The sequence below is a fragment of the Micromonospora sp. CA-244673 genome, from assembly GCF_050948395.1.
GTDB lineage: Bacteria > Actinomycetota > Actinomycetes > Mycobacteriales > Micromonosporaceae > Micromonospora.
This window is the reverse complement of record NZ_CP192019.1, coordinates 6,648,851-6,668,243: the sequence shown is the minus strand read 5'-3', so window position 1 is coordinate 6,668,243 and position 19,393 is coordinate 6,648,851. Positions and strand designations below refer to the sequence as shown.

The 19,393-nt window shown below is 73.4% G+C and carries 18 protein-coding genes and 1 pseudogene; 9 read left to right on the top strand and 10 right to left on the bottom strand.

What is annotated here, in order from left to right:
• Positions 1–140: 140 nt before the first annotated feature.
• Positions 141–896, bottom strand: coding sequence for a maleylpyruvate isomerase family mycothiol-dependent enzyme (locus ACQP12_RS30660; RefSeq protein WP_433283536.1), 756 nt, complete (start codon positions 894–896; stop codon positions 141–143).
• A gap of 127 nt (positions 897–1,023) precedes the next feature.
• On the opposite strand from ACQP12_RS30660, the gene ACQP12_RS30655 reads away from it, so the two are divergent.
• Positions 1,024–2,058, top strand: coding sequence for a UDP-N-acetylmuramate dehydrogenase (locus ACQP12_RS30655; protein ID WP_433289523.1), 1,035 nt, complete (start codon positions 1,024–1,026; stop codon positions 2,056–2,058).
• A 198-nt stretch (positions 2,059–2,256) separates the two neighbouring features.
• Here the strand turns inward: ACQP12_RS30655 and ACQP12_RS30650 are convergent, their stop codons facing one another.
• Positions 2,257–3,039: a class I SAM-dependent methyltransferase gene (locus ACQP12_RS30650; protein ID WP_433283535.1), complete on the bottom strand. Its 783-nt coding sequence runs from the start codon at positions 3,037–3,039 to the stop codon at positions 2,257–2,259.
• A gap of 56 nt (positions 3,040–3,095) precedes the next feature.
• Entirely contained in the window at positions 3,096–3,860 is a 765-nt protein-coding gene (locus ACQP12_RS30645) for an SDR family oxidoreductase (RefSeq protein WP_357941394.1), read from the bottom strand.
• 171 nt (positions 3,861–4,031) lie between these two features.
• On the opposite strand from ACQP12_RS30645, the gene mshA reads away from it, so the two are divergent.
• Both mshA and ACQP12_RS30635 read left to right on the top strand, forming a co-directional pair.
• A complete protein-coding gene (gene mshA, locus ACQP12_RS30640) occupies positions 4,032–5,393 on the top strand; it encodes a D-inositol-3-phosphate glycosyltransferase (protein ID WP_433283534.1) in 1,362 nt (453 codons plus the stop codon).
• Positions 5,394–5,442: 49 nt separating this feature from the next.
• Complete coding sequence (locus tag ACQP12_RS30635) at positions 5,443–5,976, top strand: YbjN domain-containing protein (RefSeq protein WP_357941390.1); 534 nt, start codon at positions 5,443–5,445, stop codon at positions 5,974–5,976.
• 81 nt (positions 5,977–6,057) lie between these two features.
• Here ACQP12_RS30635 and ACQP12_RS30630 read toward each other — a convergent pair whose 3' ends face one another.
• Positions 6,058–6,864: a hypothetical protein gene (locus ACQP12_RS30630; protein ID WP_433289585.1), complete on the bottom strand. Its 807-nt coding sequence runs from the start codon at positions 6,862–6,864 to the stop codon at positions 6,058–6,060.
• Here ACQP12_RS30630 and ACQP12_RS30625 point away from each other — a divergent pair.
• A pseudogene (locus tag ACQP12_RS30625) lies at positions 6,821–7,180 on the top strand (hypothetical protein); the annotation flags it as partial. The gene ACQP12_RS30630 and the pseudogene ACQP12_RS30625 sit on opposite strands and share 44 nt — an antisense overlap.
• 380 nt (positions 7,181–7,560) lie before the next feature.
• On the opposite strand, the gene ACQP12_RS30620 reads toward ACQP12_RS30625, so the two are convergent.
• Positions 7,561–8,817: an MFS transporter gene (locus tag ACQP12_RS30620; RefSeq protein ID WP_433283533.1), complete on the bottom strand. Its 1,257-nt coding sequence runs from the start codon at positions 8,815–8,817 to the stop codon at positions 7,561–7,563.
• Positions 8,818–8,921: 104 nt separating this feature from the next.
• Positions 8,922–10,247, bottom strand: coding sequence for an MDR family MFS transporter (locus ACQP12_RS30615; RefSeq protein ID WP_357941386.1), 1,326 nt, complete (start codon positions 10,245–10,247; stop codon positions 8,922–8,924).
• 151 nt (positions 10,248–10,398) lie between these two features.
• Here ACQP12_RS30615 and ACQP12_RS30610 point away from each other — a divergent pair, with 151 nt between their 5' ends.
• Complete coding sequence (locus ACQP12_RS30610) at positions 10,399–11,166, top strand: phosphoglyceromutase (protein WP_357941384.1); 768 nt, start codon at positions 10,399–10,401, stop codon at positions 11,164–11,166.
• A 49-nt stretch (positions 11,167–11,215) separates the two neighbouring features.
• Here the strand turns inward: ACQP12_RS30610 and phoU are convergent, their stop codons facing one another.
• Entirely contained in the window at positions 11,216–11,869 is a 654-nt protein-coding gene (gene phoU, locus ACQP12_RS30605; protein ID WP_262282901.1) for a phosphate signaling complex protein PhoU, read from the bottom strand.
• A 210-nt stretch (positions 11,870–12,079) separates the two neighbouring features.
• Here phoU and ACQP12_RS30600 point away from each other — a divergent pair, with 210 nt between their 5' ends.
• The 3 genes from ACQP12_RS30600 (at position 12,080) to ACQP12_RS30590 (ending at position 15,470) form a co-directional block, all read left to right on the top strand.
• Positions 12,080–13,372, top strand: a complete 1,293-nt coding sequence (locus ACQP12_RS30600) for a sensor histidine kinase (protein ID WP_433283532.1) — start codon at positions 12,080–12,082, stop codon at positions 13,370–13,372.
• A gap of 23 nt (positions 13,373–13,395) precedes the next feature.
• Positions 13,396–14,079 carry a response regulator transcription factor gene (locus ACQP12_RS30595; RefSeq protein WP_357941378.1) on the top strand — a complete coding sequence of 228 codons (684 nt, stop codon included), beginning with the start codon at positions 13,396–13,398 and terminating at the stop codon, positions 14,077–14,079.
• 842 nt (positions 14,080–14,921) lie between these two features.
• Positions 14,922–15,470, top strand: coding sequence for a hypothetical protein (locus tag ACQP12_RS30590; protein WP_433283531.1), 549 nt, complete (start codon positions 14,922–14,924; stop codon positions 15,468–15,470).
• A gap of 122 nt (positions 15,471–15,592) precedes the next feature.
• On the opposite strand, the gene ACQP12_RS30585 is transcribed toward ACQP12_RS30590, so the two are convergent.
• Complete coding sequence (locus ACQP12_RS30585) at positions 15,593–16,246, bottom strand: NADPH-dependent F420 reductase (protein ID WP_433283530.1); 654 nt, start codon at positions 16,244–16,246, stop codon at positions 15,593–15,595.
• A 173-nt stretch (positions 16,247–16,419) separates the two neighbouring features.
• Between ACQP12_RS30585 and ACQP12_RS30580 the strand changes: the two genes are divergently transcribed.
• Complete coding sequence (locus tag ACQP12_RS30580; RefSeq protein WP_433283529.1) at positions 16,420–16,992, top strand: TetR/AcrR family transcriptional regulator; 573 nt, start codon at positions 16,420–16,422, stop codon at positions 16,990–16,992.
• Between the two features lie 27 nt (positions 16,993–17,019).
• Here the strand turns inward: ACQP12_RS30580 and ACQP12_RS30575 are convergent, their stop codons facing one another.
• Together ACQP12_RS30575 and ACQP12_RS30570 are read right to left on the bottom strand one after the other, a co-directional pair.
• Entirely contained in the window at positions 17,020–17,694 is a 675-nt protein-coding gene (locus ACQP12_RS30575) for a response regulator (protein ID WP_357939051.1), read from the bottom strand.
• Positions 17,691–19,337 carry a sensor histidine kinase gene (locus ACQP12_RS30570; protein ID WP_357939049.1) on the bottom strand — a complete coding sequence of 549 codons (1,647 nt, stop codon included), beginning with the start codon at positions 19,335–19,337 and terminating at the stop codon, positions 17,691–17,693. Before ACQP12_RS30570 ends, ACQP12_RS30575 begins: the two co-directional genes overlap by 4 nt.
• Positions 19,338–19,393 lie beyond the last annotated feature (56 nt).

Sequence of the window (19,393 nt, the reverse complement as noted above, 5' to 3'; positions counted from 1 at the left end):
AGCGCTCTCACGACAGGGTGGTGGCTACCTCCGACCGTGTCAAGAGAGCGCTCTCAGAGCGTCCGGAAAAAGGCGGAGAGTGGCGCTCCGGTCGGAAACGCCGCTCTCCGCCCGATGTCCCGCACGACCCCCCGGTGGGGTCAGCCCACCCGCAGACCGTCGAGCAGGCGGCGGTCGCCGGCCACCCCGAGGGCGTCGAAGCTGATCCGGCCCATCACCGCCAGCAGCAGGTCACTGGCCGTGCCGGTGACCTGCGCGCGGGCGTGGTGCTCGTCGTGGTCGAGAATCGTCGCGGTGTCCAGCAGGGCCATCCCCTCGCCGCGCAGCCGCAGGTACCACTCCTGGGCGGCGTCGGTCGCGGTCAGCTGGACCACCCCGTGCCACTGGCCGGGCTGGATCCGCCGGCCCGCCGGCAGCCAGGTGTCCAGCACCTCGCTCACCCCGTCGGCCGCGAGCTTGGCCTCGATGGGCTCACCCGCGCCGATGGCGAGCTGGGCGTCCCAGCGGTGCACCGCGGTCTCGTGCGCCGCCCGGCGCGGCCAGAAGGCCGCCTTCTTCGGCTGCGGGGCGAAGTTCCACGCCGGGGCCTCCGGGTCCAGCCCCTCGAAGAGCGCCATGAGCCGCTCGTACTCCTGGCCGTACCACTGCGCCGGGGTGAGGCCGGCCGGCGGCTCCGGGTCGTGCCGCTCCGGGCGGCTGGCCGTCCCGGCGGTCAGCACCGTGCGGGCCCAGACGTACATCCGGGTGAGGTGGTGGGCGAGGTCGGAGACCGTCCAGCCGGGACAGGACAGCACCGGTGTCTCGGGGGGCGCCTCCGCGACGGCGGCGGCGAAGGCGGGACCCTCCGTCCGCAACGCGCCGATCCAGAAGTCCTTCGTGCCGTGCAGTCTGCTCATCGCAATCCTCCCGGGGGTGACCGGGCCACCAGTGGGTGCCGCGGCTACCCCTCAGCCTAGGGTGAGAGGCGTGTCAGACGTCTACGCCGAACCGACGACCGGAGCCGACCCGACCGACCCGGCCACCCTGGCGCGCTACACCACGCTGCGCCTCGGCGGCCCCGCCGGGCGGCTGGAGATCGCCACCAGCGCCGACGAGATCGTCCGGAAGGTCCAGGAGGCGGAGGCCCGGGAGCAGGCCGTCCTGCTGCTGGCCGGCGGCAGCAACGTGGTGATCGGCGACCAGGGCTTCCCCGGCGCCGTCGTGCTGATCCGCTCCCGGGGCTTCCAGGTGGTCGCCGAGGACGCCGACACCGTCACCGTACGTGTCGAGGCCGGCGAGCCCTGGGACGACCTGGTCGCCGCCACCGTCGAGCGCGGCTGGTCCGGGCTGGAGTGCCTCTCCGGCATCCCCGGCTCCGCCGGCGCCACCCCGATCCAGAACGTCGGCGCGTACGGCCAGGAGGTGGCCGAGACGATCACCGCCGTGGAGGCGTACGACCGCACCCGGCGCGCCGTGGTCCGGATCCCGGCGGCGGACTGCGGGTTCGCCTACCGGGGCAGCATCTTCAAGTACAGCGACCGCTGGGTGGTGCTCTCGGTCGACTTCCGGCTCACCCGCTCCCCGCTCTCCGGCCCGGTGCGCTACGCCGAGCTGGCCCGCGCGCTCGGCGTCGAGGTGGGCGACCGGGTGCCGCTGGCGGACGCCCGGGCCACCGTGCGGCGGCTGCGCGCCGGCAAGGGCATGGTGCTCGACGCGGAGGACCCGGACACCTGGTCGGTGGGCTCGTTCTTCACCAACCCCGTGCTGGAGCGGGAGGCGTACGAGCGGCTGCGGGAGCGTGCCGCCGACCTGGGCGAACCGCCGTCCTGGCCGTGCCCGGGGGACACGGTCAAGCTGAGCGCCGCCTGGCTGATCGACAAGGCCGGCTTCGGCAAGGGCCACACCGGCCCCGAGGGCGTCGCCATCTCCAGCAAGCACACCCTGGCCCTCACCAACCACACGGGCGCCGCCAGCACGGCAGCCCTGATCACCCTGGCCCGGGAGATCCGCGACGGCGTCCAGGCCCGCTTCGCGGTAACCCTCCACCCCGAACCCGTCCTGATCAACTGCGCCATCTGACCCCCTCCCCGGGCTGGCCCCACCCCGTCCCTCGGTCCGGTGATCATGAAGTTAGCGGCGACAAACAGGACAGAAAATGCCGCTAACTTCATGATCGCCGGTGCGGGCGCGGGCGGTGCGGGCGCGGGCGGCGCGGGCGCGGGCGGGCGTCGGGGGCGGCGCGGGCGTCGGGGCGCGGGGGCCGGCGAGGGCGCGGGGTCAGGTGGGCGCGATGGTGGGCCAGGGGACTGTGAGTTCGCCCAGGCGCCAGCGGCGGGGGCGGTCCAGGACCGGCCAGCCGGCCGCCCGCACCGCGGCTACCGTTCGGGTCCAGCGGTCGCGGGGGCCGAAGGGGGCGTAGCCGGCGGTGGAGTGCCAGGCGCTCTCCAAGGCCTGGATCAGGTCGTGGATCGGCTCGCCGGGAACGTTGCGGTGGATCAGCGCCTTGGGCAGCCGCTCGGCGAGCTGGGCCGGGCTCTCCAGGGTGGTGAGCTTCGCGGCCAGGGTCAGCGTGCGCGGGCCGGTGGCGTCGAGCAGCACCCAGGCGCCGAGCCGCCCCAACTCGTCGCAGGTGCCCTCGACCAGCAGCCCGCCCGGCGCGAGCCGTCCGGTCACCGCGCGCCAGGCGTCGGCCACCTGGCTCTCGTCGTACTGGCGCAGCACGTTGAACGCGCGCACCAGGGCGGGGCGCAACCCGGCCAGCTCGAAGCCGCCCCGGGCGAAGGTGAGCCCGGGCGGGTCGGCGGCCGGTTGGGCGGCGGCCACGCGTACCGGATCGATCTCCAGCCCGACCACCCGGACGTCGGCGCGGACGGCGGCGGCCAGCCGGGCCCGCAGCTCGACGGCGGTCACCGGGGTGGCGCCGTAGCCCAGGTCGACCACGAGGGGGTCGGCGGCGGAGCGCAGCGCGTCGCCGCAGGTCGCGGCGATCCAGTTGTCGACCCGCCGGAGCCGGTTCGGATTCGTCGTGCCCCGGGTGACAGCCCCGAGCGGCCGGACCATCAGCACCTCCCCGTTCGCGACTGCGGGGCTCGCAGGCCCGGCTCACTCCTCGCGCTTCACGCGGTCCGGTGCACCTTGTGCTGGGCGGCCTGGGCCAGCGGGCGGACCACGAGCTGGTCGATGTTGACGTGGTGCGGTCGGGTGGCGCACCAGGCGACGCAGTCGGCCACGTCCTCGGCGACCAGCGGTTCGGCCACCCCGGCGTAGACGGCGTCGGCCCGATCGGCGTCGCCGCCGAAGCGGACCAGGCCGAACTCCTCGGTCCTGACCATGCCCGGGTCGATCTCGATCACCCGGACCGGGCGGCCGCACAGCTCCAGCCGGAGGGTGCCGGCGATCGCGGTCTGCGCGTGCTTGGCCGCCGTGTAGCCGCCGCCGCCCTCATAGACGACGTGCCCGGCGGTGGAGCTGACGATCACGATGGTGCCGGCGCCGGACTCCTCCAGCGCCGGCAGCAGCGCCTTGGTGACGCGGAGCGTGCCCAGCACGTTGACGTCGTACATCCACTGCCAGTCGCCGACGTCGGCGGACTCCACCGGGTCCAGGCCGCGCGCCCCACCGGCGTTGTTCACCAGCAGGGTGACCGGGCCGGGCGCGGCGGCGGCCGCGGCGGCGAGGCCGGCGACCGACCCGTCGGAGGTCACGTCGCACTCCACCGCGGTGGCCGCGCCGCCGGCCGCCTCGATCTCGGCGACCAGGCCGGCCAGCCGGTCGGTACGCCGCGCGGCGGCGAGCACGTGGAAACCCTCGGCGGCCAGCCGGCGGGCGGTGGCCGCGCCGATCCCGCTGGACGCGCCGGTGACGATGGCGACTGAGGTCATCCGGTCATTCTCACCCGGCGCACCGCTCCGCGCGGTGATGAGGTCCGTCACGCCCGGGACCCGCCGCGACGCATTTCCGAAGCCCGATGGGGAAGATGACATCCGGCGCGGAGGTTGACCGAGAAGCGCCGGTCGTGCGGGACGGCATCAACCGTGACAGAGGGAGCGGACGTGGCGGAATTGCACACCGGTATCGGTCGTCAGCGAGGTGCCCTGCCGTGGCCGCGGCCGCGCCGGATCGCCACCCTCTCCGTGCACACCTCGCCGCTGCACCAGCCCGGCACGGGCGATGCCGGCGGCATGAACGTCTACATCCTTGAGGTCGCCCGGCGGCTGGCCGAGGCGGACGTCGAGGTGGAGATCTTCACCCGGGCCACCTCCGGCGACCTGCCGCCGGTGGTCGAGATGGCGCCCGGGGTGAGCGTCCGGCACGTCACCGCCGGCCCCCTGGAGGGGCTGACCAAGGAGGAGCTGCCCGGCCAGCTCTGCGCCTTCACCGCCGGGGTGCTCCGCGCCGAGGCGGCCCGCCCGCCGGGCCACTACGACCTGATCCACTCGCACTACTGGCTCTCCGGGCAGGTGGGCTGGCTGGCCAAGGAGCGTTGGGGCGTGCCGCTGGTGCACACCGCGCACACCCTGGCCAAGGTCAAGAACGCCCGGCTCGCCGCCGGGGACCGGCCCGAGCCCAAGGCGCGCGTCATCGGCGAGGAGCAGGTGGTCGCCGAGTCCGACCGGCTGATCGCCAACACCCGGGTCGAGGCCCGCGACCTCATCGACCGGTACGACGCCGAGCCGGCCCGGGTGACCGTGGTGGAGCCCGGCGTGGACCTGGACCGGTTCCGCCCGGCCCCGGGCGACCGGGATGCGGCGATGCTGGCGGCCCGCCGCCGCCTCGGCCTGCCGACCGGCGGCTACGTGGTGGCCTTCGTCGGCCGGATCCAGCCGCTCAAGGCCCCGGACGTGCTGATCCGGGCGGTCGCGGCACTGCGCGAGCGGGAGCCCGCACTCGCCGACGAGGTGACCGTGGTGATCTGCGGCGGCCCGAGCGGCACGGGGCTGGACCGGCCCACCGCGCTCATCGAGCTGGCCGGCTCGCTCGGCGTCGCCGACCGGGTGCGGTTCCTCCCGCCGCAGACCGGCGACGACCTGCCCTCCCTCTACCGCGCGGCCGACCTGGTCGCGGTGCCCTCGCACAACGAGTCGTTCGGGCTGGTCGCCCTGGAGGCCCAGGCGTGTGGCACGCCGGTGCTGGCCGCCGCCGTGGGCGGGCTGGTCACCGCCGTCCGGGACGGCGTCAGCGGAGTCCTCATCGACGGCCACGACCCGGTCGACTGGGCCCGTACGCTGGCCCGCCTGCTGCCCGAGCGGCTGCGCCGGGCCACCCTGGCCCGGGGCGCCCAGCGGCACGCCCGCGACTTCTCCTGGCAGCGCACGGTCTCCGGCCTGCTCGCCGTCTACGGCGAGGCGATGGCCGAGCACCGGGTGCGGCTGGCCGGCCGGCTCGGCGATCCCGCCCTCACCTGTTCCTGGTGAGCGTCGCCGTGCCCGGCGGCCTCCGGTGGCCGGCCGTAGAGTGGGTGCGATGAGCCGCAGGAGTGAGGTCGCCGCGCTGATCGAGGCCGTCTGCGCCGAACGCGAGCTGGAGTGGGAGTCCACCGGCGAGACGTCGTACGCGGTCACCCTGCCGGGCACCCACAAGCTCAAGACGATCTGCAACCTGATCGTCGGCGAGCACGCCCTGCGGGTCGAGGCGTTCGTGATGCGCCAGCCCGACGAGCGCCGCGAGGAGCTGTGGGCCTGGCTGCTCCAGCGCAACGCCCGGATGTACGGGGTGTCCTTCTCCATCGACGCGGTCGGCGACGTCTACCTGACCGGGCGGGTCAACCTCACCGGGATCGACGAGGACGAGCTGGACCGCCTGCTCGGGGCCGTGCTGACCTACGCCGACGAGTCCTTCGACAGCATGCTGGAGATCGGCTTCGGCACCGCCATCCGCCGGGAGTGGGAGTGGCGGGTCAAGCGGGGCGAGTCGACGGCCAACCTGGCCGCGTTCGCCCACCTCTTCGAGCCCTCGGCCCCGGCCGGCTCGGCCGCCGGAGGTTCGGACCCGTCCTGACGGGTATGCCGCACCGCGCGGTGCGGCACTTGGGACCCACCGCGTGCCGAGGACGGACTGTCGAGGAGCGTGTCCCATGGCTCAGCGCAACAGCTCAAGTCGCGGCACGACTGCGACCAAACGCAAGCCGGGCAACCAGACGGCGAACACCCCGGGCATCAACGAATCCGAGATCTCCCGGATGAAGGTCGACGACATCCGGGGCCAGCTGCGTCGGCGCGGGGTCTCGGGGATCTCCGCCATGCGCAAGCCGGACCTGGTGAAGACCATGGTCCGGACGCTACGGTCCGAACAGGGCGGGGCGGCCCGGAAGAGCACCGGCCCGGCCGGCCGGCCGGCGGCCAGGAAGAAGACGGCCGCGGCGAAGAAGACGACCGCGGCGCGCCGGACCGCACCGTCGCGGGCCAAGGCGGCACCGGCCGCGAAGGCCACCGGCGCCCGCGCGAAGGCGGCGCCCGCGAAGAAGGCAGCGGGCGCTCGGGCGAAGGCGGCGCCGGCGAAGAAGGCGGCGGGCGCCCGGGCGAAGGCGGCGCCGGCGAAGAAGACCGTAGGCGCGCGGGCGAAGGCGGCCCCGGCGAAGAAGGCGGCGGGTGCCCGCGCGAAGGCGGCCCCGGCGAAGAAGACCGTAGGCGCGCGGGCGAAGGCGGCGCCGGCGAAGAAGGCGGCGGGCGCCCGCGCGAAGGCGGCCCCGGCGAAGAAGACCGTAGGCGCCCGGGCGAAGGCGGCCCCGGCGAAGAAGACGGCGGGCGGCCGCGCGAAGGCGGCGCCGGCGAGGAAGGCGGCCGTTGCTCCCGGGCCGGCCCTGGCACGGGGTACGGCCGCAGCGGCCACCCAGATCCGGAGTGGCCGGTCGGCGTCGCGATCGGTGGGTTCGTCCCAGCAGATCATGTCGCTGGACGATCGCCCCGAGCGTCCCGGGCGGAGCCTGGTGACGACCAACCACGAGGTCATCCAGCGCTGGGCCCGGGCCCGCAACGCGAAGCCGGCCACGATCGCCGGTACCGAGCGTGGCGACCGCCCCGGCGTGCTGACGTTCAACATCCCGGGATACCGGGAGAGCAGCCGGATCCGCGAGGTGAGCTGGGACGACTGGTTCCGGACGTTCGACCTGCGCGGCCTGAACCTGATCTACCAGGAGCAGCTGCGAGACGGCCGGCAGAGCAACTTCTTCCGGACCGAGAACCCGAATCGCGAGGACGGCTGAGGTTTAGGGGAATGGCCGGCGGGGATTCGCTTGTTGGCCATGGAAGAGACCGGAGCAGGGACAGCCGGATTTCCGACACGGGTGCTGTGACGGGCAAGACAGCAATCGAGGTTGAATCCGGAATCCGGGCGAACTAACTTTATTGCACCGCGCCACGCTTGGAATCGTTCGGGGGAGCGGCGGATCGATCAGATCCGCGCAAGCGAGGTGCGAGGGATCGGGTGGAGCCCACCGTTGGGGGACGGTGCCACCCGAGGAACCGGCGGCGCGAGCGGGCGACGCTTACGGGGGTGAGGGTCGCCCGCCGCCGCCGGGCGTACGGTGCGAGCGCCCATCACGACGGGGGTCGTGGTGGGCGCTCGAGCCGTTTCCGGGGACGCTCAGCGCCCCGCCGACACCGCCTCCGACCGTTCCGCCGCGGCCCGCAGCGCGGCGACCCGGCGTTCCCGCGGCGGCCCGGCCAGCAGGTGACCGGCCGCCGCGACCAGGCCCAGGGCGCCCACCACCAGCCAGTGCCGCTCACCGAGGTGCTGGAGGCTGAGCCCGCCCAGCGCCGGCGCCACGAAGGACGCGGCCGGGAAGGTCAGGTAGAACACCGACTGGTAGCGGGCGCGCAGCTCGGGCGGGGCGAGATCCGCGTTGATCTGCGCGTTCGGCGGCGCGGCGAGCATCTGGCCGACCGTCCACACCACTGCCGCGCCCAGGTAGAGCGACAGGCCGTCGGCGACGGTCAGCGCCCCGAAGCCGAGCGCCATCAGGCCGGTGGAGACCGCCAGGACGGTCGACTTCCGGTAGGGCTCGATGAGCCGGGGCACGAAGAGCTGCCCGACCACGATCAGCGCCCCGCCGACAGCCACCACCAGCCCGTACGCCGAGGGGCGCAGGCCGTCGGCCCGCATCGCCAGCGGCATGATCGTCGAGGTCTGCATGGTGAGCACGGCCAGCAGGAAGGTCAGCCCGACGAAGGCGAGGAAGGTGCGGTCGGTCAGCGCGGTGTGCAGCCCGGGCCGCCGGCCCGCCACCGCGCGCAGGGTGACCGCCGGGCGGCGGCTCAGGGTCTCCGGGACCTTCAGCGCGATGACCACGGCCGCCGCCAGGGTCGCCGCCGCGTCGACCAGGAACAGCGCCACGAAGCTGGCCTCGGCGAGCACCCCGGCCAGCAGCGAGGCCACCGCCATGCCCAGGTTGAACGCCCAGAACTGCAGGTTGAACGCGCGGGAGCGGCGAGCCTCGGGCACCACGTCCACGATGGCGGCGACGAACGCCGGGCTGGGCATCGAGTGCACCATCCCGACCAGCGCGGCCAGCACGGCGATCACCGCCAGGTCCCGGCTGAACGCCAGCGCCACCATGAGCCCGGCCGCGGCGAGGTGAGCGGCGAGCAGGGTGGCCCGCCGGCCCCACCGGTCGGCCAGCACCCCGCCGAGCAGGGTGCCGGCCGCGCCACCGGCCCCGTACGCACCGACGACCAGGCCGGCGAGCGACGCCGAGGCGCCCCGCGCGGCGGTCAGGTAGAGCGACAGGAAGAGCATGGCGAACGCGCCGGCCCGGTTGATCAGCAGGCCGGACCAGAGGTACCAGAAGGTGGCGGGGAGCCCGCCGGCCGTGTCGTCCCACCAGCGCCGCAGGCCGCGCACCCGTCCTCCTGGGAAAGTTTGTTAACCGATCCGCCCTGCTGACCGTAGTGGCCCGCCCCGGCGTTCGCCTGGTGGCGCTGGTCACCACCGCCGGATGGCGTACCTCAGGAGGCGGCGCGGACCGGCTCGGCGGGCGCGGTGGCCGCGGCCTCGGCCGCCTCCGGCACCGGGGTCCGGACCACGGTGACCGGCGTGACGAGGGTGCCCGCGGTGCGGAGCCGCGCCGCGCGCCGCTCCCGGGCCGGACCGGAGATCAGGTGGGCCACCGCCATGACGGCGCCGATCACGGCGCAGCCGAGCCAGAGCGCGGTGTTGCCGGCGTGCTCCCGGACCAGGCCGCCGAGGATCGGCGCGGTGGCGCCGGCGAGCTGCCAGGAGAGCGAGAAGGCGCCCTGGTAGCGGCCGCGCAGCGCGGCGGGGGACAGTTCGGCGATGAGGGTGGCGTTGGACGGCGAGTTGAGCATCTCGCCCACCGTCCAGATCAGCACGGTGAGGCCGTAGAGCCAGGCCGTCTCGGCGAACGCGGTCAGCCCGAACCCGGCGCCCATCACCAGCGCGGCGAGCGCCAGCACGTGCGACCGGCTCCGGCCCTTGATCAGCTTGGGTACGAAGAGCTGGCCGACCACGATGAGCACCCCGTTGAGCGCGATCACCGAGCCGTACGTGGCCGGGCTCAGCCCGGAGTCGCCCATGGCGATCGGCAGCATCGAGATGTGCTGGAGGAAGACCAGCGCGCCGAACAGGTTGAGCGCCACGAAGCCCAGGAACACCCGGTCGCCGAGGATCGTGCGCAGGGCGCCCGGGGGAGCCGCCGCGCCCTTGCTCACCGGGCCCGCCTGCGGCGACCTGGTCTCACCGACCCGGGTGAAGATGATCAGCGCGGTGACCAGCGTGGTCGCCGCGTCGACCAGGAAGAGCAGCAGGTAGCCGGACTGGGCGGCGATGCCGGCCAGCACCGCGGCGCAGGCGAAGCCCAGGTTGATGGCCCAGTAGTTGAGCGAGAAGGCGCGCAGGCGGTCCTTCTCCGGCACGACGTCGACCATCATGGCGCCGAACGCGGGCCGGGCGGCCTCGGCGAAGGTGCCCAGCAGCAGCGCCCCGAGCGCCACCGCCCAGAGCGGCCGGGCCAGACCGAGCGCCACCATCATGGTGGCCGCGCCGAGGTGCGCCGTGAGCAGCGTGGGACGGCGTCCCCACCGGTCGGTCAGGGTGCCGCCGACCGTGGTGCCGACCGCGCCGCCCACGCCCCAGAGCCCGATGACCAGGCCGGCCTGCGAGGCGGAGAAGTCGCGCTCCTGGGTGAGGTAGATGGCCAGGAAGACAAGGACGAACGAGCCGAGGCGGTTGATCAGGGTGCCGGTCCAGAGGTACCAGAAGGTCCTCGGCAGCCCGCCTGTGGTGTCCCCGAACCAGCCCCGCACCGACCGCATCCCCGCGCCCCCGTTTAGGTAATGACCGATCTATCTCCAGCGCCTTACAACCTAGTGCCGCCCCGGAACGCCGGTCATCAGCTTTTCCACGTGGCGGTCGTCACGACCCGTCCCCGCGTGTCCGCCGGCGAGGTACGGCAGGATGATCCGCATGACTGCGAGCGAAGGGCCCACCGTCGGGACGCTGGTCCTGCTGCGGCACGGCGAGAGCGACTGGAACGCCAAGAACCTCTTCACCGGCTGGGTCGACGTCGACCTGACCGCCAAGGGCGAGACCGAGGCGCGGCGCGGCGGCGAGCTGCTCCGCGAGCACGGCCTGCTGCCCGACGTCGTGCACACGAGCGTCATGCGCCGCGCCATCCGCACGGCCGAGCTGGCGCTGAACGCCGCCGACCGGCACTGGATCGCGGTGCGCCGGTCGTGGCGGCTCAACGAGCGGCACTACGGCGCCCTGCAGGGCAAGAACAAGAAGCAGACCCTGGACGAGTACGGCGAGGAGCAGTTCATGCTCTGGCGCCGGTCCTACGACACCCCGCCGCCGCCGATCGACGACGCCGACGAGTGGTCGCAGGTGGGCGACCCCCGCTACGCGCTGCTGCCGACCGAGCTGATGCCGCGTACGGAGTGCCTCAAGGACGTCGTCGACCGGATGCTGCCCTACTGGTACGACTCGATCGTGCCGGACATCCTGGCCGGCCGGACCGTGCTGGTGGCGGCGCACGGCAACTCGCTCCGCGCCCTGGTCAAGCACCTCGACGAGATCTCCGACGAGGCGATCGCCAAGCTGAACATCCCCACCGGCATCCCGCTGCGCTACGACCTGAACGCGAACCTGCGCCCGCAGGTCCTCGGCGGGACCTACTTGGACCCGGACGCGGCCAAGGAAGCCGCTGCCGCGGTCGCCAACCAGGGCCGCTGAACCGACGACGAAGGCCCCCGGGCGACCGGGGGCCTTCGTCGTGTCCAGCTCAGCTCGCCGAGGGCGCCGTCTCGCCGGTGATCAGGTAGACCACGTGCTCGCCGGCGTTCACCGCGTGGTCGGCGAAGCGCTCGTAGAAGCGGCCCAGCAGGGTCGCGTCGATCGCGGTCTCCACCCCGTACGGCCAGTCGTCGCCGAGCAGCACGCCGAAGAGGCTCTTGTGCAGGTCGTCCATGGTGTCGTCGTCGCGGTCCAGCTCGGCGGCCAGGTCGGCGTCGGGCTTCGCCAGCACCGAGGCGATCTTCTCGGCCATCCGGTCGGCGATGGCAGCCATGTCGGTGAAGACCGGGCGCAGCTCGGCCGGCACCGCCGGCGAGGGGTGCCGGCGCAGCGCCGTCTTCGCGACGTGGTCGGCGAGGTCGCCCATCCGCTCCAGGTCGGCGGCCACGTGCAGAGCGGTGATCATGGCGCGAAGGTCGGAGGCGACCGGCGCCTGCCGGGCCAGCAGGTCGCAGACCCGCTCCTCCACGTGCCGGTACAGCTCGTCGATCTCGGCGTCCCGCGCGATCACCGTCTCGGACGCGGAGCGGTCCGCGGTGAGCAGGCCCCGGGTGGCCTGTCGCATGGCCGCCCGCACCCCCTCGGCCATGTCCACCAGCAGCTGGCTGACAATCTGCAGGTCGGCCCGGAACTCGTCGCGCATCGTCACTTCCTGGGGTCGGTGTTCGCCGCTCCGACCGGATGGGCGGATACGGCGTGAGCAGGTGCGCGACCCACGGTAGGCCCGGGGAACCGGCGTCAAGATGAACGCGGGTGAACGACGCGGGACCCGCGAGTGAACATTCCCGAAAGTGAGAGTGGTTCGTCCTGTTATGCCCGATCGCCGGGTTAACAATGACCCTACGATCGCCGGGTGGAATGGGCGGTGGCGGTCGCGGTGGCCGTGGCGCTGGTGACCGGGCTGGTCGCCGGCCTGCTGCTGTCCGGACGCGTCCAGGAATGGCGACGCCGGTCGGCGCCGCCGGGAGGCCAGACCTCCCGTCGCAGTTCAGGGAGGCTCGCGATTCCCGACGACCAGCAGGGCGGGCTCTCCGGGCTCGGCCGCAAGACGGTCGACGCGCTGCGCGCCGGCGTGGTGGTGCTCGACCCGGACGACATGCCGGTGCTGGTGAACCCGGCCGCCCGGGCGATGGGCCTGCTCCGCACCGGGGCCACACCCGGCTCCATCGCCGCGCACCCGTTGATCCGTACCCTCGCCGGGCAGGTCCGCCGCACGGGCGTGCGCCGCGAGATCGAGCTGGACCTGCCGCGTGGCCGCGACAGCGCGGGGGACAACCCGCTCGGCGTGCACCTGCGTGCCATGGGACTGGGTGCCGGCTACATCTCGATCGAGGCGGCCGACGTCACCGAGTCACACCGGCTGGCCCGGGTCCGGCGCGACTTCGTGGCCAACGTGAGTCACGAGCTCAAAACCCCGATCGGCGCCCTCCAACTGCTCGCCGAGGCGCTGGTGGACGCCACCGAGCCGGCCGGCGACGGACCGGCCGAGCTGTCCGAGGACATGATCGCCGCCCGGCGGTTCGCCGAGCGGATCCAGCACGAGTCGACCCGGCTCGGCCGCCTGGTGCAGGAGCTGCTGGAACTGACCCGGCTCCAGGGCGCCGAGCCGCAGCCCGCGCCCGAGCCCGTCTCGCTGGACTGGGTGATCGCCGAGGTCGTCGACCGGACCCGCACCGCGGCCACCGCCCGGCACGTGGAGATCGTCGTCGACGGGCAGCGCGGGCTCACCGCGTACGGCAGCGACAGCCAGCTCGCCACCGCCGTGGCGAACCTGGTGGAGAACGCCGTCAACTACTCGGCCGAGGACACCACAGTCCGGGTGACCGCCCGGGCCACCGACGAGCACGTCGAGATCGCCGTCGCCGACCAGGGCATCGGCATCGCCCCGAACGAGGTCGACCGGATCTTCGAGCGGTTCTACCGGGCCGACCAGGCCCGCTCCCGGGCCACCGGGGGCACCGGCCTCGGCCTGGCCATCGTCAAACACATCGCCAGCAACCATGGCGGCCGGGTGGATGTGTCGAGCACTCTTGGTGGGGGGTCGACGTTCACCCTCCGGCTGCCCGCCCGCCCACCGGACGACCTGGAGGCGACACTCTCCTCCGCTGAGATCGAGGCCGGCCCGGCCGAGCTCCGGCAGGTCTGACCGACAGGAAAGGAAACACCCCGTTGAGCCGCGTACTGGTGGTGGAGGACGAGGAATCGTTCTCCGACGCCCTGTCCTACATGCTCCGCAAGGAGGGTTTCGAGGTCTCCGTCGCCGCGACGGGCACTTCCGCCCTCACCGAGTTCGACCGGACCGGCGCCGACATCGTGCTGCTCGACCTGATGCTGCCGGAGATGTCGGGCACCGAGGTCTGCCGCCAGCTCCGGCAGCGGTCCCACGTGCCGATCATCATGGTCACCGCCCGGGACAGTGAGATCGACAAGGTGGTCGGCCTGGAGATCGGGGCCGACGACTACGTCACGAAGCCGTACTCGCCCCGCGAGCTGGTCGCCCGGATCCGGGCCGTCCTGCGCCGGCAGAGCGCCGACGCGACCGAATCGGGTGCGCCGACCCTGGCCGCCGGGCCGGTCCGGATGGACATCGAGCGGCACGTGGTGACCGTCGACGGCGCCGCCGTGCAGCTCCCGCTCAAGGAGTTCGAGCTGCTGGAGCTGCTGCTCCGCAACGCCGGCCGGGTGCTCACCCGCGGGCAGCTCATCGACCGGGTCTGGGGCGCCGACTACGTGGGCGACACCAAGACGCTGGACGTGCACGTCAAGCGGCTGCGCTCCAAGGTCGAGCCGGAGCCGTCCGCCCCGCGCTACATCGTCACGGTCCGCGGCCTCGGCTACAAGTTCGAGCCGTGACCGCCGCTCCCTGACCGCACGGCAGAGGCCGCGTGCGTCTCCCGGCACCGGCCGGCGGAGCGGAACGCCCCGTGCGTCTCCCGGCCCCGGCCGGCGGAGCGGAACGCCCGTGCGTCTCCCGGCCCCGGCCGGCGGAGCGGAACGCCCGTGCGTCTCCCGGCCCCGGCCGGCAGAGCGGAACGCCCCGTGCGTCTCCCAGTCCCGGGAGACGACCATGCCGTCCCCTTGGCCACGCCTGCGTGGCGGATTGTCCGGTTCGCGACGGCCACGGTCCGACGGGTGAAGCGCGATGCCTGTCTCCCGGGGCCCGGATGACCTCCATACCGTTCCGCCGACCGCCGCCGGCGCGGCAGAACGTCCGGTTCGCGCATGGCCCCGGCCTGCTGAGTGGAACCTCATGCATGTCTCCGGGGCCGGGATACCTCCATACCGTTCCACCGACCGTCCGCGTCTGGGCGCGGTGTCCGTTTCGCGGGTGACGGGCGGCATCCCGGCGGCGGAATGGCGGGCGGGCTGGGGTCGTTGTATCCGGGTGAACGACCGAGGACCACGCCCCGCCCGGCGGGGTGACCGGCCCGCGCGAGAGGGCCCCGCCCGACGGGGTGACCGGGCCGCGTGACAGCCCGCCCCCGCGTAACAGGCCCGCCGAGGCGGGACCGCCCGGCCGGGAATGATGGTGGCCCGCCGGTCGTTGTACATGGTCCCGGCGCGACGAAGAGGCTCCGCCCCGCGCGCCGGAGGATCCCCCAAGACTTTCCTTGAGCGCCTGACGGTGCTTGCGCACGCCAGTTAGAGCCGACCCCCGTCGGCGTGTGCGCCGACCCCCGAATGGAGCTACCCCCATGAACACGATGCTGCGTAAGAGTGTGCTGGGTATTGCTGGTCTGGCCTTCACCGGTGGGATCTTCGCCGGTCCGGTCGCCGCCCACGCCGACGCTGCCCCCGTGCAGGACACCAAGCCGGTGGCGGTGAGCGTGCAGGGCGCTCAGTCGAAGATTGAGCTCAACGGTGAGCAGCTGGCCAACGCCAAGGCGATCATCGCCGCGACGAAGAAGGCCGGCCTGCCGGAGCGGGCCGCGGTCATCTCGATCGCCACGAGCCTGCAGGAGTCGAAGCTGGAGAACCTGGGCCACCTCGGCGACGCCAACGACCACGACTCGCTGGGCCTGTTCCAGCAGCGCCCGAGCTCGGGTTGGGGCACGCCGGAGCAGATCACCGACCCCGAGTACTCCACCCTGTCCTTCCTCAAGGGCCTCAAGCAGGTCGACGGCTGGGACAAGATGCCCCTGACCGACGCCGCGCAGACCGTGCAGGTCTCGGCCTACCCCGACGCCTACGCCCAGTGGGAGCAGCAGGCCACCGACATCGTCACCCACAACTGGAACAGCTGAGCCGATCCGCTGGCCGGTACCCCGCGAACGGGGTGCCGGCCAGCGGCGTATCCGGATCTTGGACAGTTTCCGTTCGAGGCGAACGGAAACTGTCCAAGATCTCGGGTCGCAGGATGGGGGCGTCAGCGGACGACCTTGACGTTGAAGAGGGCGGTGCCGAGCCGGCCGTACAGGCGCAGCCAGATCGGCAGCAGCATCTCGGTGCCCCGGGCGGTGGTGATGTCGCCCAGGTCGATCACGTCGGTGTGGCCGAAGCTGGTCAGCAGTTCGGTGACCACCTTCTTGGCCTCCGCGTCGTCGCCGGAGACGAAGACGCTGTGGTCGCCGTCGGCGAGCTGCCGGGGGTACGCCATCAGATCGGCGGTGAGCGTGTTGAGCGCCTTCACCACCCGGGTGCGGGGGAACGCCCGCTGGATCTGCTCGCCGAGCGAGTCGTCGTTGAGCACCGACAGGGTGGGCGGGAAGCCCTTGCTGAAGTCGAGCGGGTTGGCGATGTCGAGCAGGACCTTGCCGGCCAGGTTCTCCTCGCCTGTCGCGGTGAGGGCGGGGAGTGCCCCGTCGCCGCTGGTCGCGTTGACCACCAGGTCGGCGTCGGCGGCGACGTCCGGATAGCTGGCGAGTGCCACGCCGGGGTGGGCGCTGGCCCAGCCGGCCCAGTCGCCGGCGCTGGTGGCCGCCACGTCGCGGGTGCCGACGGTGACCTCGTGCCCGAGCTCGGCTGCCCGGGCGGCGATCGTCCGGCCGACCATGCCGGTGCCCAGTACTGCGATGCGCATGTCGTTCCGTCCTCCGGTGATCGCGCGACGCCGATGCTCCGCGCTCGATGCGGGGAGACTAACAGACAGGTCTGTCTACTGCACCCGAGCGCGGCCCGACAAGCGCGGTCCCGCGCTCCCCGGGCGGTGGACGGACCAGTCTGTAGACTCTGCTGGTCACGAGGGAGGGACTGATGTCGCGTACGGCCCCTGGATCCGCCCGGGAGCGCATCCTGGACACCGCGTTCCGGCTCTTCTACGCCCACGGGCCGCGCGGGGTCGGGGTGGACACCGTCATCGCCGAGTCGGGCGTCGCCAAGGCCACCCTGTACAAGCACTTCCCGAGCAAGGACGACCTCGTGCTGGCGTACCTGGACAAGGTCGACCAGGCGTGGTTCGGTGCGCTGCGGGCCGCCGCCCGGGAGGCCGGCGACGATCCCCTGGAGCAGCTCGTCGGCATGTTCGACGCGCTGGTCGGGGCCTGCCGCCGGGAGGGGTACCACGGCTGCGCGTTCATCAACACCGCCGCCGAGTCACCGACCGGCAGCCCGGTGCACGCCCGTACGGTCGAGCACAAGAACGTGGTCCGGGCGTGGGTGACCGACCTGGCCCGGCGGGCCGGGGCGGCCGAGCCCGAACTGCTGGCCCGCCAGCTCACCCTGCTGCTCGACGGCGGCCTGGCCAGTGGGGTGCTGGACGCCGACCCGGCGGTCGCCGAGGCGGCCAAGCGCACCGCCCGCGCCCTGGTCGACGCCGCCACCGGCTGACGCGGCCGGCGTCAGCTCGGACCGGGGTCAGGCCAGCCAGGTGTAGCGGCGCTCGGGGCGGCCGGCGGCGCCGTACTTGAGGGTCACCTCGGCCCGTCCGCTGCCGGCGTAGTGCTCCAGGTAGCGGCGGGCGCTGACCCGGGAGATGCCGACCCGGTCGGCGCACTCGCTGGCCGAGAGCGTCCCCGCGTGCTCGCGCAGGGCGCGTTCCACCAGCTCGGCGGTCTCCGGGCTGAGGCCCCGGGGCAGGCTCGCGATGGCGGCCGGCGAGCCGCTGCGGGACAGCACCCGGTCGACGTCGGCCTGGTCGGCGACGACCGCCGCGCGCAGCGCGGTACGGCGGGCCGCGTACTGCTCCAGCCGGGTGCGCAGCTCGTCGAAGCCGAACGGCTTGAGCAGGTAGTTGACCGCGCCGTAGCGGACCGCCCGGCGGACCGCCTCCGCCTCCCGGGCGGCGCTGATCACGAGCACGTCGCAGTCGTGCCGGGCGGCCCGGAGCCGGGTCACCACGTCGAGGCCGAACATGTCGGGCAGGTAGAGGTCGAGCAGGACCAGGTCGGGGCGGAGCCGGTCGACCGCGGCGACCGCCTCCTCACCGGTGCTGGCCGTGCCCACCACCTGGAAGCCGGCGATCCGCTCCACGAAGCCGCGGTGGATCCGGGCGACCATGAAGTCGTCGTCGACGACGAGTACGTCGATCATCGCGCCCCCTCCGGCACGCTGCTCAGCCCCGACATCCGGGCGGTGAACATCGCGCCCTCGTCGGTGTTGGTCACCGCGACCTCGCCCCCGCGACGGTGGCAGACCAGCCGGGTGAGCGCCAGGCCGATGCCGCGCTCGCCGCCCTCGGCCGCCTTGGTGGTGAAACCGTGGGTGAAGACCTCCTGGGCCAGCTCCGGTGCGACCCCCGGTCCGGAGTCGCGGACCACGATCTCCACCGAGGCGGCGTCCTGGCGCAGCTCGACCTCGACCCAGGCGGGGCGGTCGGACAGGTCGCCACCCACCGCCTCGACGGCGTTGTCCAGCAGGTTGCCGAGCACGGTGGCCACGTCCGCGGCCAGCTCCGGCGGCAGCCGGTCCAGCCCGGTCCGTTCAGAGACCCGCAACTCCACCCGGCGCTCGGCGGCCAGCGCCGACTTGGCCATGAGCAGCGCCGCCACCGCCGTGTCGTGGATCCGGCTGGTCACCGTGAGGTCGAGCGAGGCGCGGTGCCGGCTCAGCGCGTCGACGTACCGGACCACCTCGTCGTGCTCGCCGATCTGGATCAGCCCGGAGATGGTGTGCAACTGGTTGGCGAATTCGTGGGTCTGCGCCCGGAGCAGCTCCGTGGTGCTGCGGAAGCCACCGATCTCCTGCTCCAGGCGGGCCAGCTCGGTCCGGTCCCGCAACGTGGTGACGGAACCGAGCCGGCGACCGTCCTTGCGGACCGTCATCCGGTTCATCACGAGCACCCGGCCGCCCCGGACCACCACCTGGTCCCGGGCCTCGGGCCCGCTGCCCGCCCCGGCCAGCACGTCCCGCAGCCGACCGTTGATCCGTAGCTCGGCGAGACTGCGGCCGAGGCAGTGTTCGGGCAGGTCGAGCAGGCGCCGACCGACCGCGTTGACCAGGGTGATCCGGTGCTGCGGGTCCAGCGCGATCACCCCTTCGGCGATGCCGTGCAGCAACGCCTCCCGGTGCTCGGCCAGGCCGGCGATCTCCCGGGGCTCCAGCCCGAGGGTCTGCCGCTTGATCCGGCGGGCCAGCAGCCACGACCCGACCACCCCGAGGCCGCAGGCGATGCCCAGGTAGGTGAGCAGGTAGGACGAGGCTCCCACCAGCCGCTCCGACCAGGTCGGTGCCACCTCGCCGACCACCACCACGCCGAGGTACCGGCCGAGGTTCTTCTTCGTCTTCGGGTCGTCGCCGAGCACCGGCACCTGAGCCACCAGCTCCCGCGACCCGTCGATCTCCAGCTCGCCGTACCAGCTCCGGCCCTGCGCCACCTGGGGGTCGCCGAGCTCCACCAGGCTGCCCACCAGGGTCGGGTTCGTCGAGGCGACCACCCGGCCCCGCGCGTTCGCGACGGTCACCGACGTGACGCCGTACTGGTCGAGGATGTTCCGGACCAGCGGGGCGATCGCCTCGCCGGGTGCGGGCTGGTCGAGCTGGTCGCGGAGCAGGGGGCTGCCGCCGAGCCGTTCGCCCAGGTTGGCGACGCGGCGTCCCTCGACCCGGTTGAAGGTCGCCGCCGACTGCGCCAGCGACACGGCGGCCACCGCCACCAGCACCACGACGATGATCGCGAGCTGGAGGATCAGCAGCTGCCCGGCGAGCGTACGGCGCCGGGACGTGACCGCGACCACAAAGACCTCAACTTCCGCTGGTGACACAACGCAGACGGGCGACCCGCCTGAAGGCC

Excerpts from the sequence above, each read along its gene's own strand:
- ACQP12_RS30635 (WP_357941390.1), top strand. The coding sequence starts at position 5,443 with ATGAGCCGCAGGAGTGAGGTCGCCGCGCTGATCGAGGCCGTCTGCGCC.
- ACQP12_RS30660 (WP_433283536.1), bottom strand. The coding sequence starts at position 896 with ATGAGCAGACTGCACGGCACGAAGGACTTCTGGATCGGCGCGTTGCGG.
- ACQP12_RS30575 (WP_357939051.1), bottom strand. The coding sequence starts at position 17,694 with ATGATCGACGTACTCGTCGTCGACGACGACTTCATGGTCGCCCGGATC.
- ACQP12_RS30580 (WP_433283529.1), top strand. The coding sequence starts at position 16,420 with ATGTCGCGTACGGCCCCTGGATCCGCCCGGGAGCGCATCCTGGACACC.
- ACQP12_RS30615 (WP_357941386.1), bottom strand. The coding sequence starts at position 10,247 with ATGCGGTCGGTGCGGGGCTGGTTCGGGGACACCACAGGCGGGCTGCCG.
- ACQP12_RS30650 (WP_433283535.1), bottom strand. The coding sequence starts at position 3,039 with ATGGTCCGGCCGCTCGGGGCTGTCACCCGGGGCACGACGAATCCGAAC.
- ACQP12_RS30645 (WP_357941394.1), bottom strand. The coding sequence starts at position 3,860 with ATGACCTCAGTCGCCATCGTCACCGGCGCGTCCAGCGGGATCGGCGCG.
- ACQP12_RS30610 (WP_357941384.1), top strand. The coding sequence starts at position 10,399 with ATGACTGCGAGCGAAGGGCCCACCGTCGGGACGCTGGTCCTGCTGCGG.
- ACQP12_RS30590 (WP_433283531.1), top strand. The coding sequence starts at position 14,922 with ATGAACACGATGCTGCGTAAGAGTGTGCTGGGTATTGCTGGTCTGGCC.
- ACQP12_RS30630 (WP_433289585.1), bottom strand. The coding sequence starts at position 6,864 with ATGATCTGCTGGGACGAACCCACCGATCGCGACGCCGACCGGCCACTC.
- phoU (WP_262282901.1), bottom strand. The coding sequence starts at position 11,869 with ATGCGCGACGAGTTCCGGGCCGACCTGCAGATTGTCAGCCAGCTGCTG.
- ACQP12_RS30585 (WP_433283530.1), bottom strand. The coding sequence starts at position 16,246 with ATGCGCATCGCAGTACTGGGCACCGGCATGGTCGGCCGGACGATCGCC.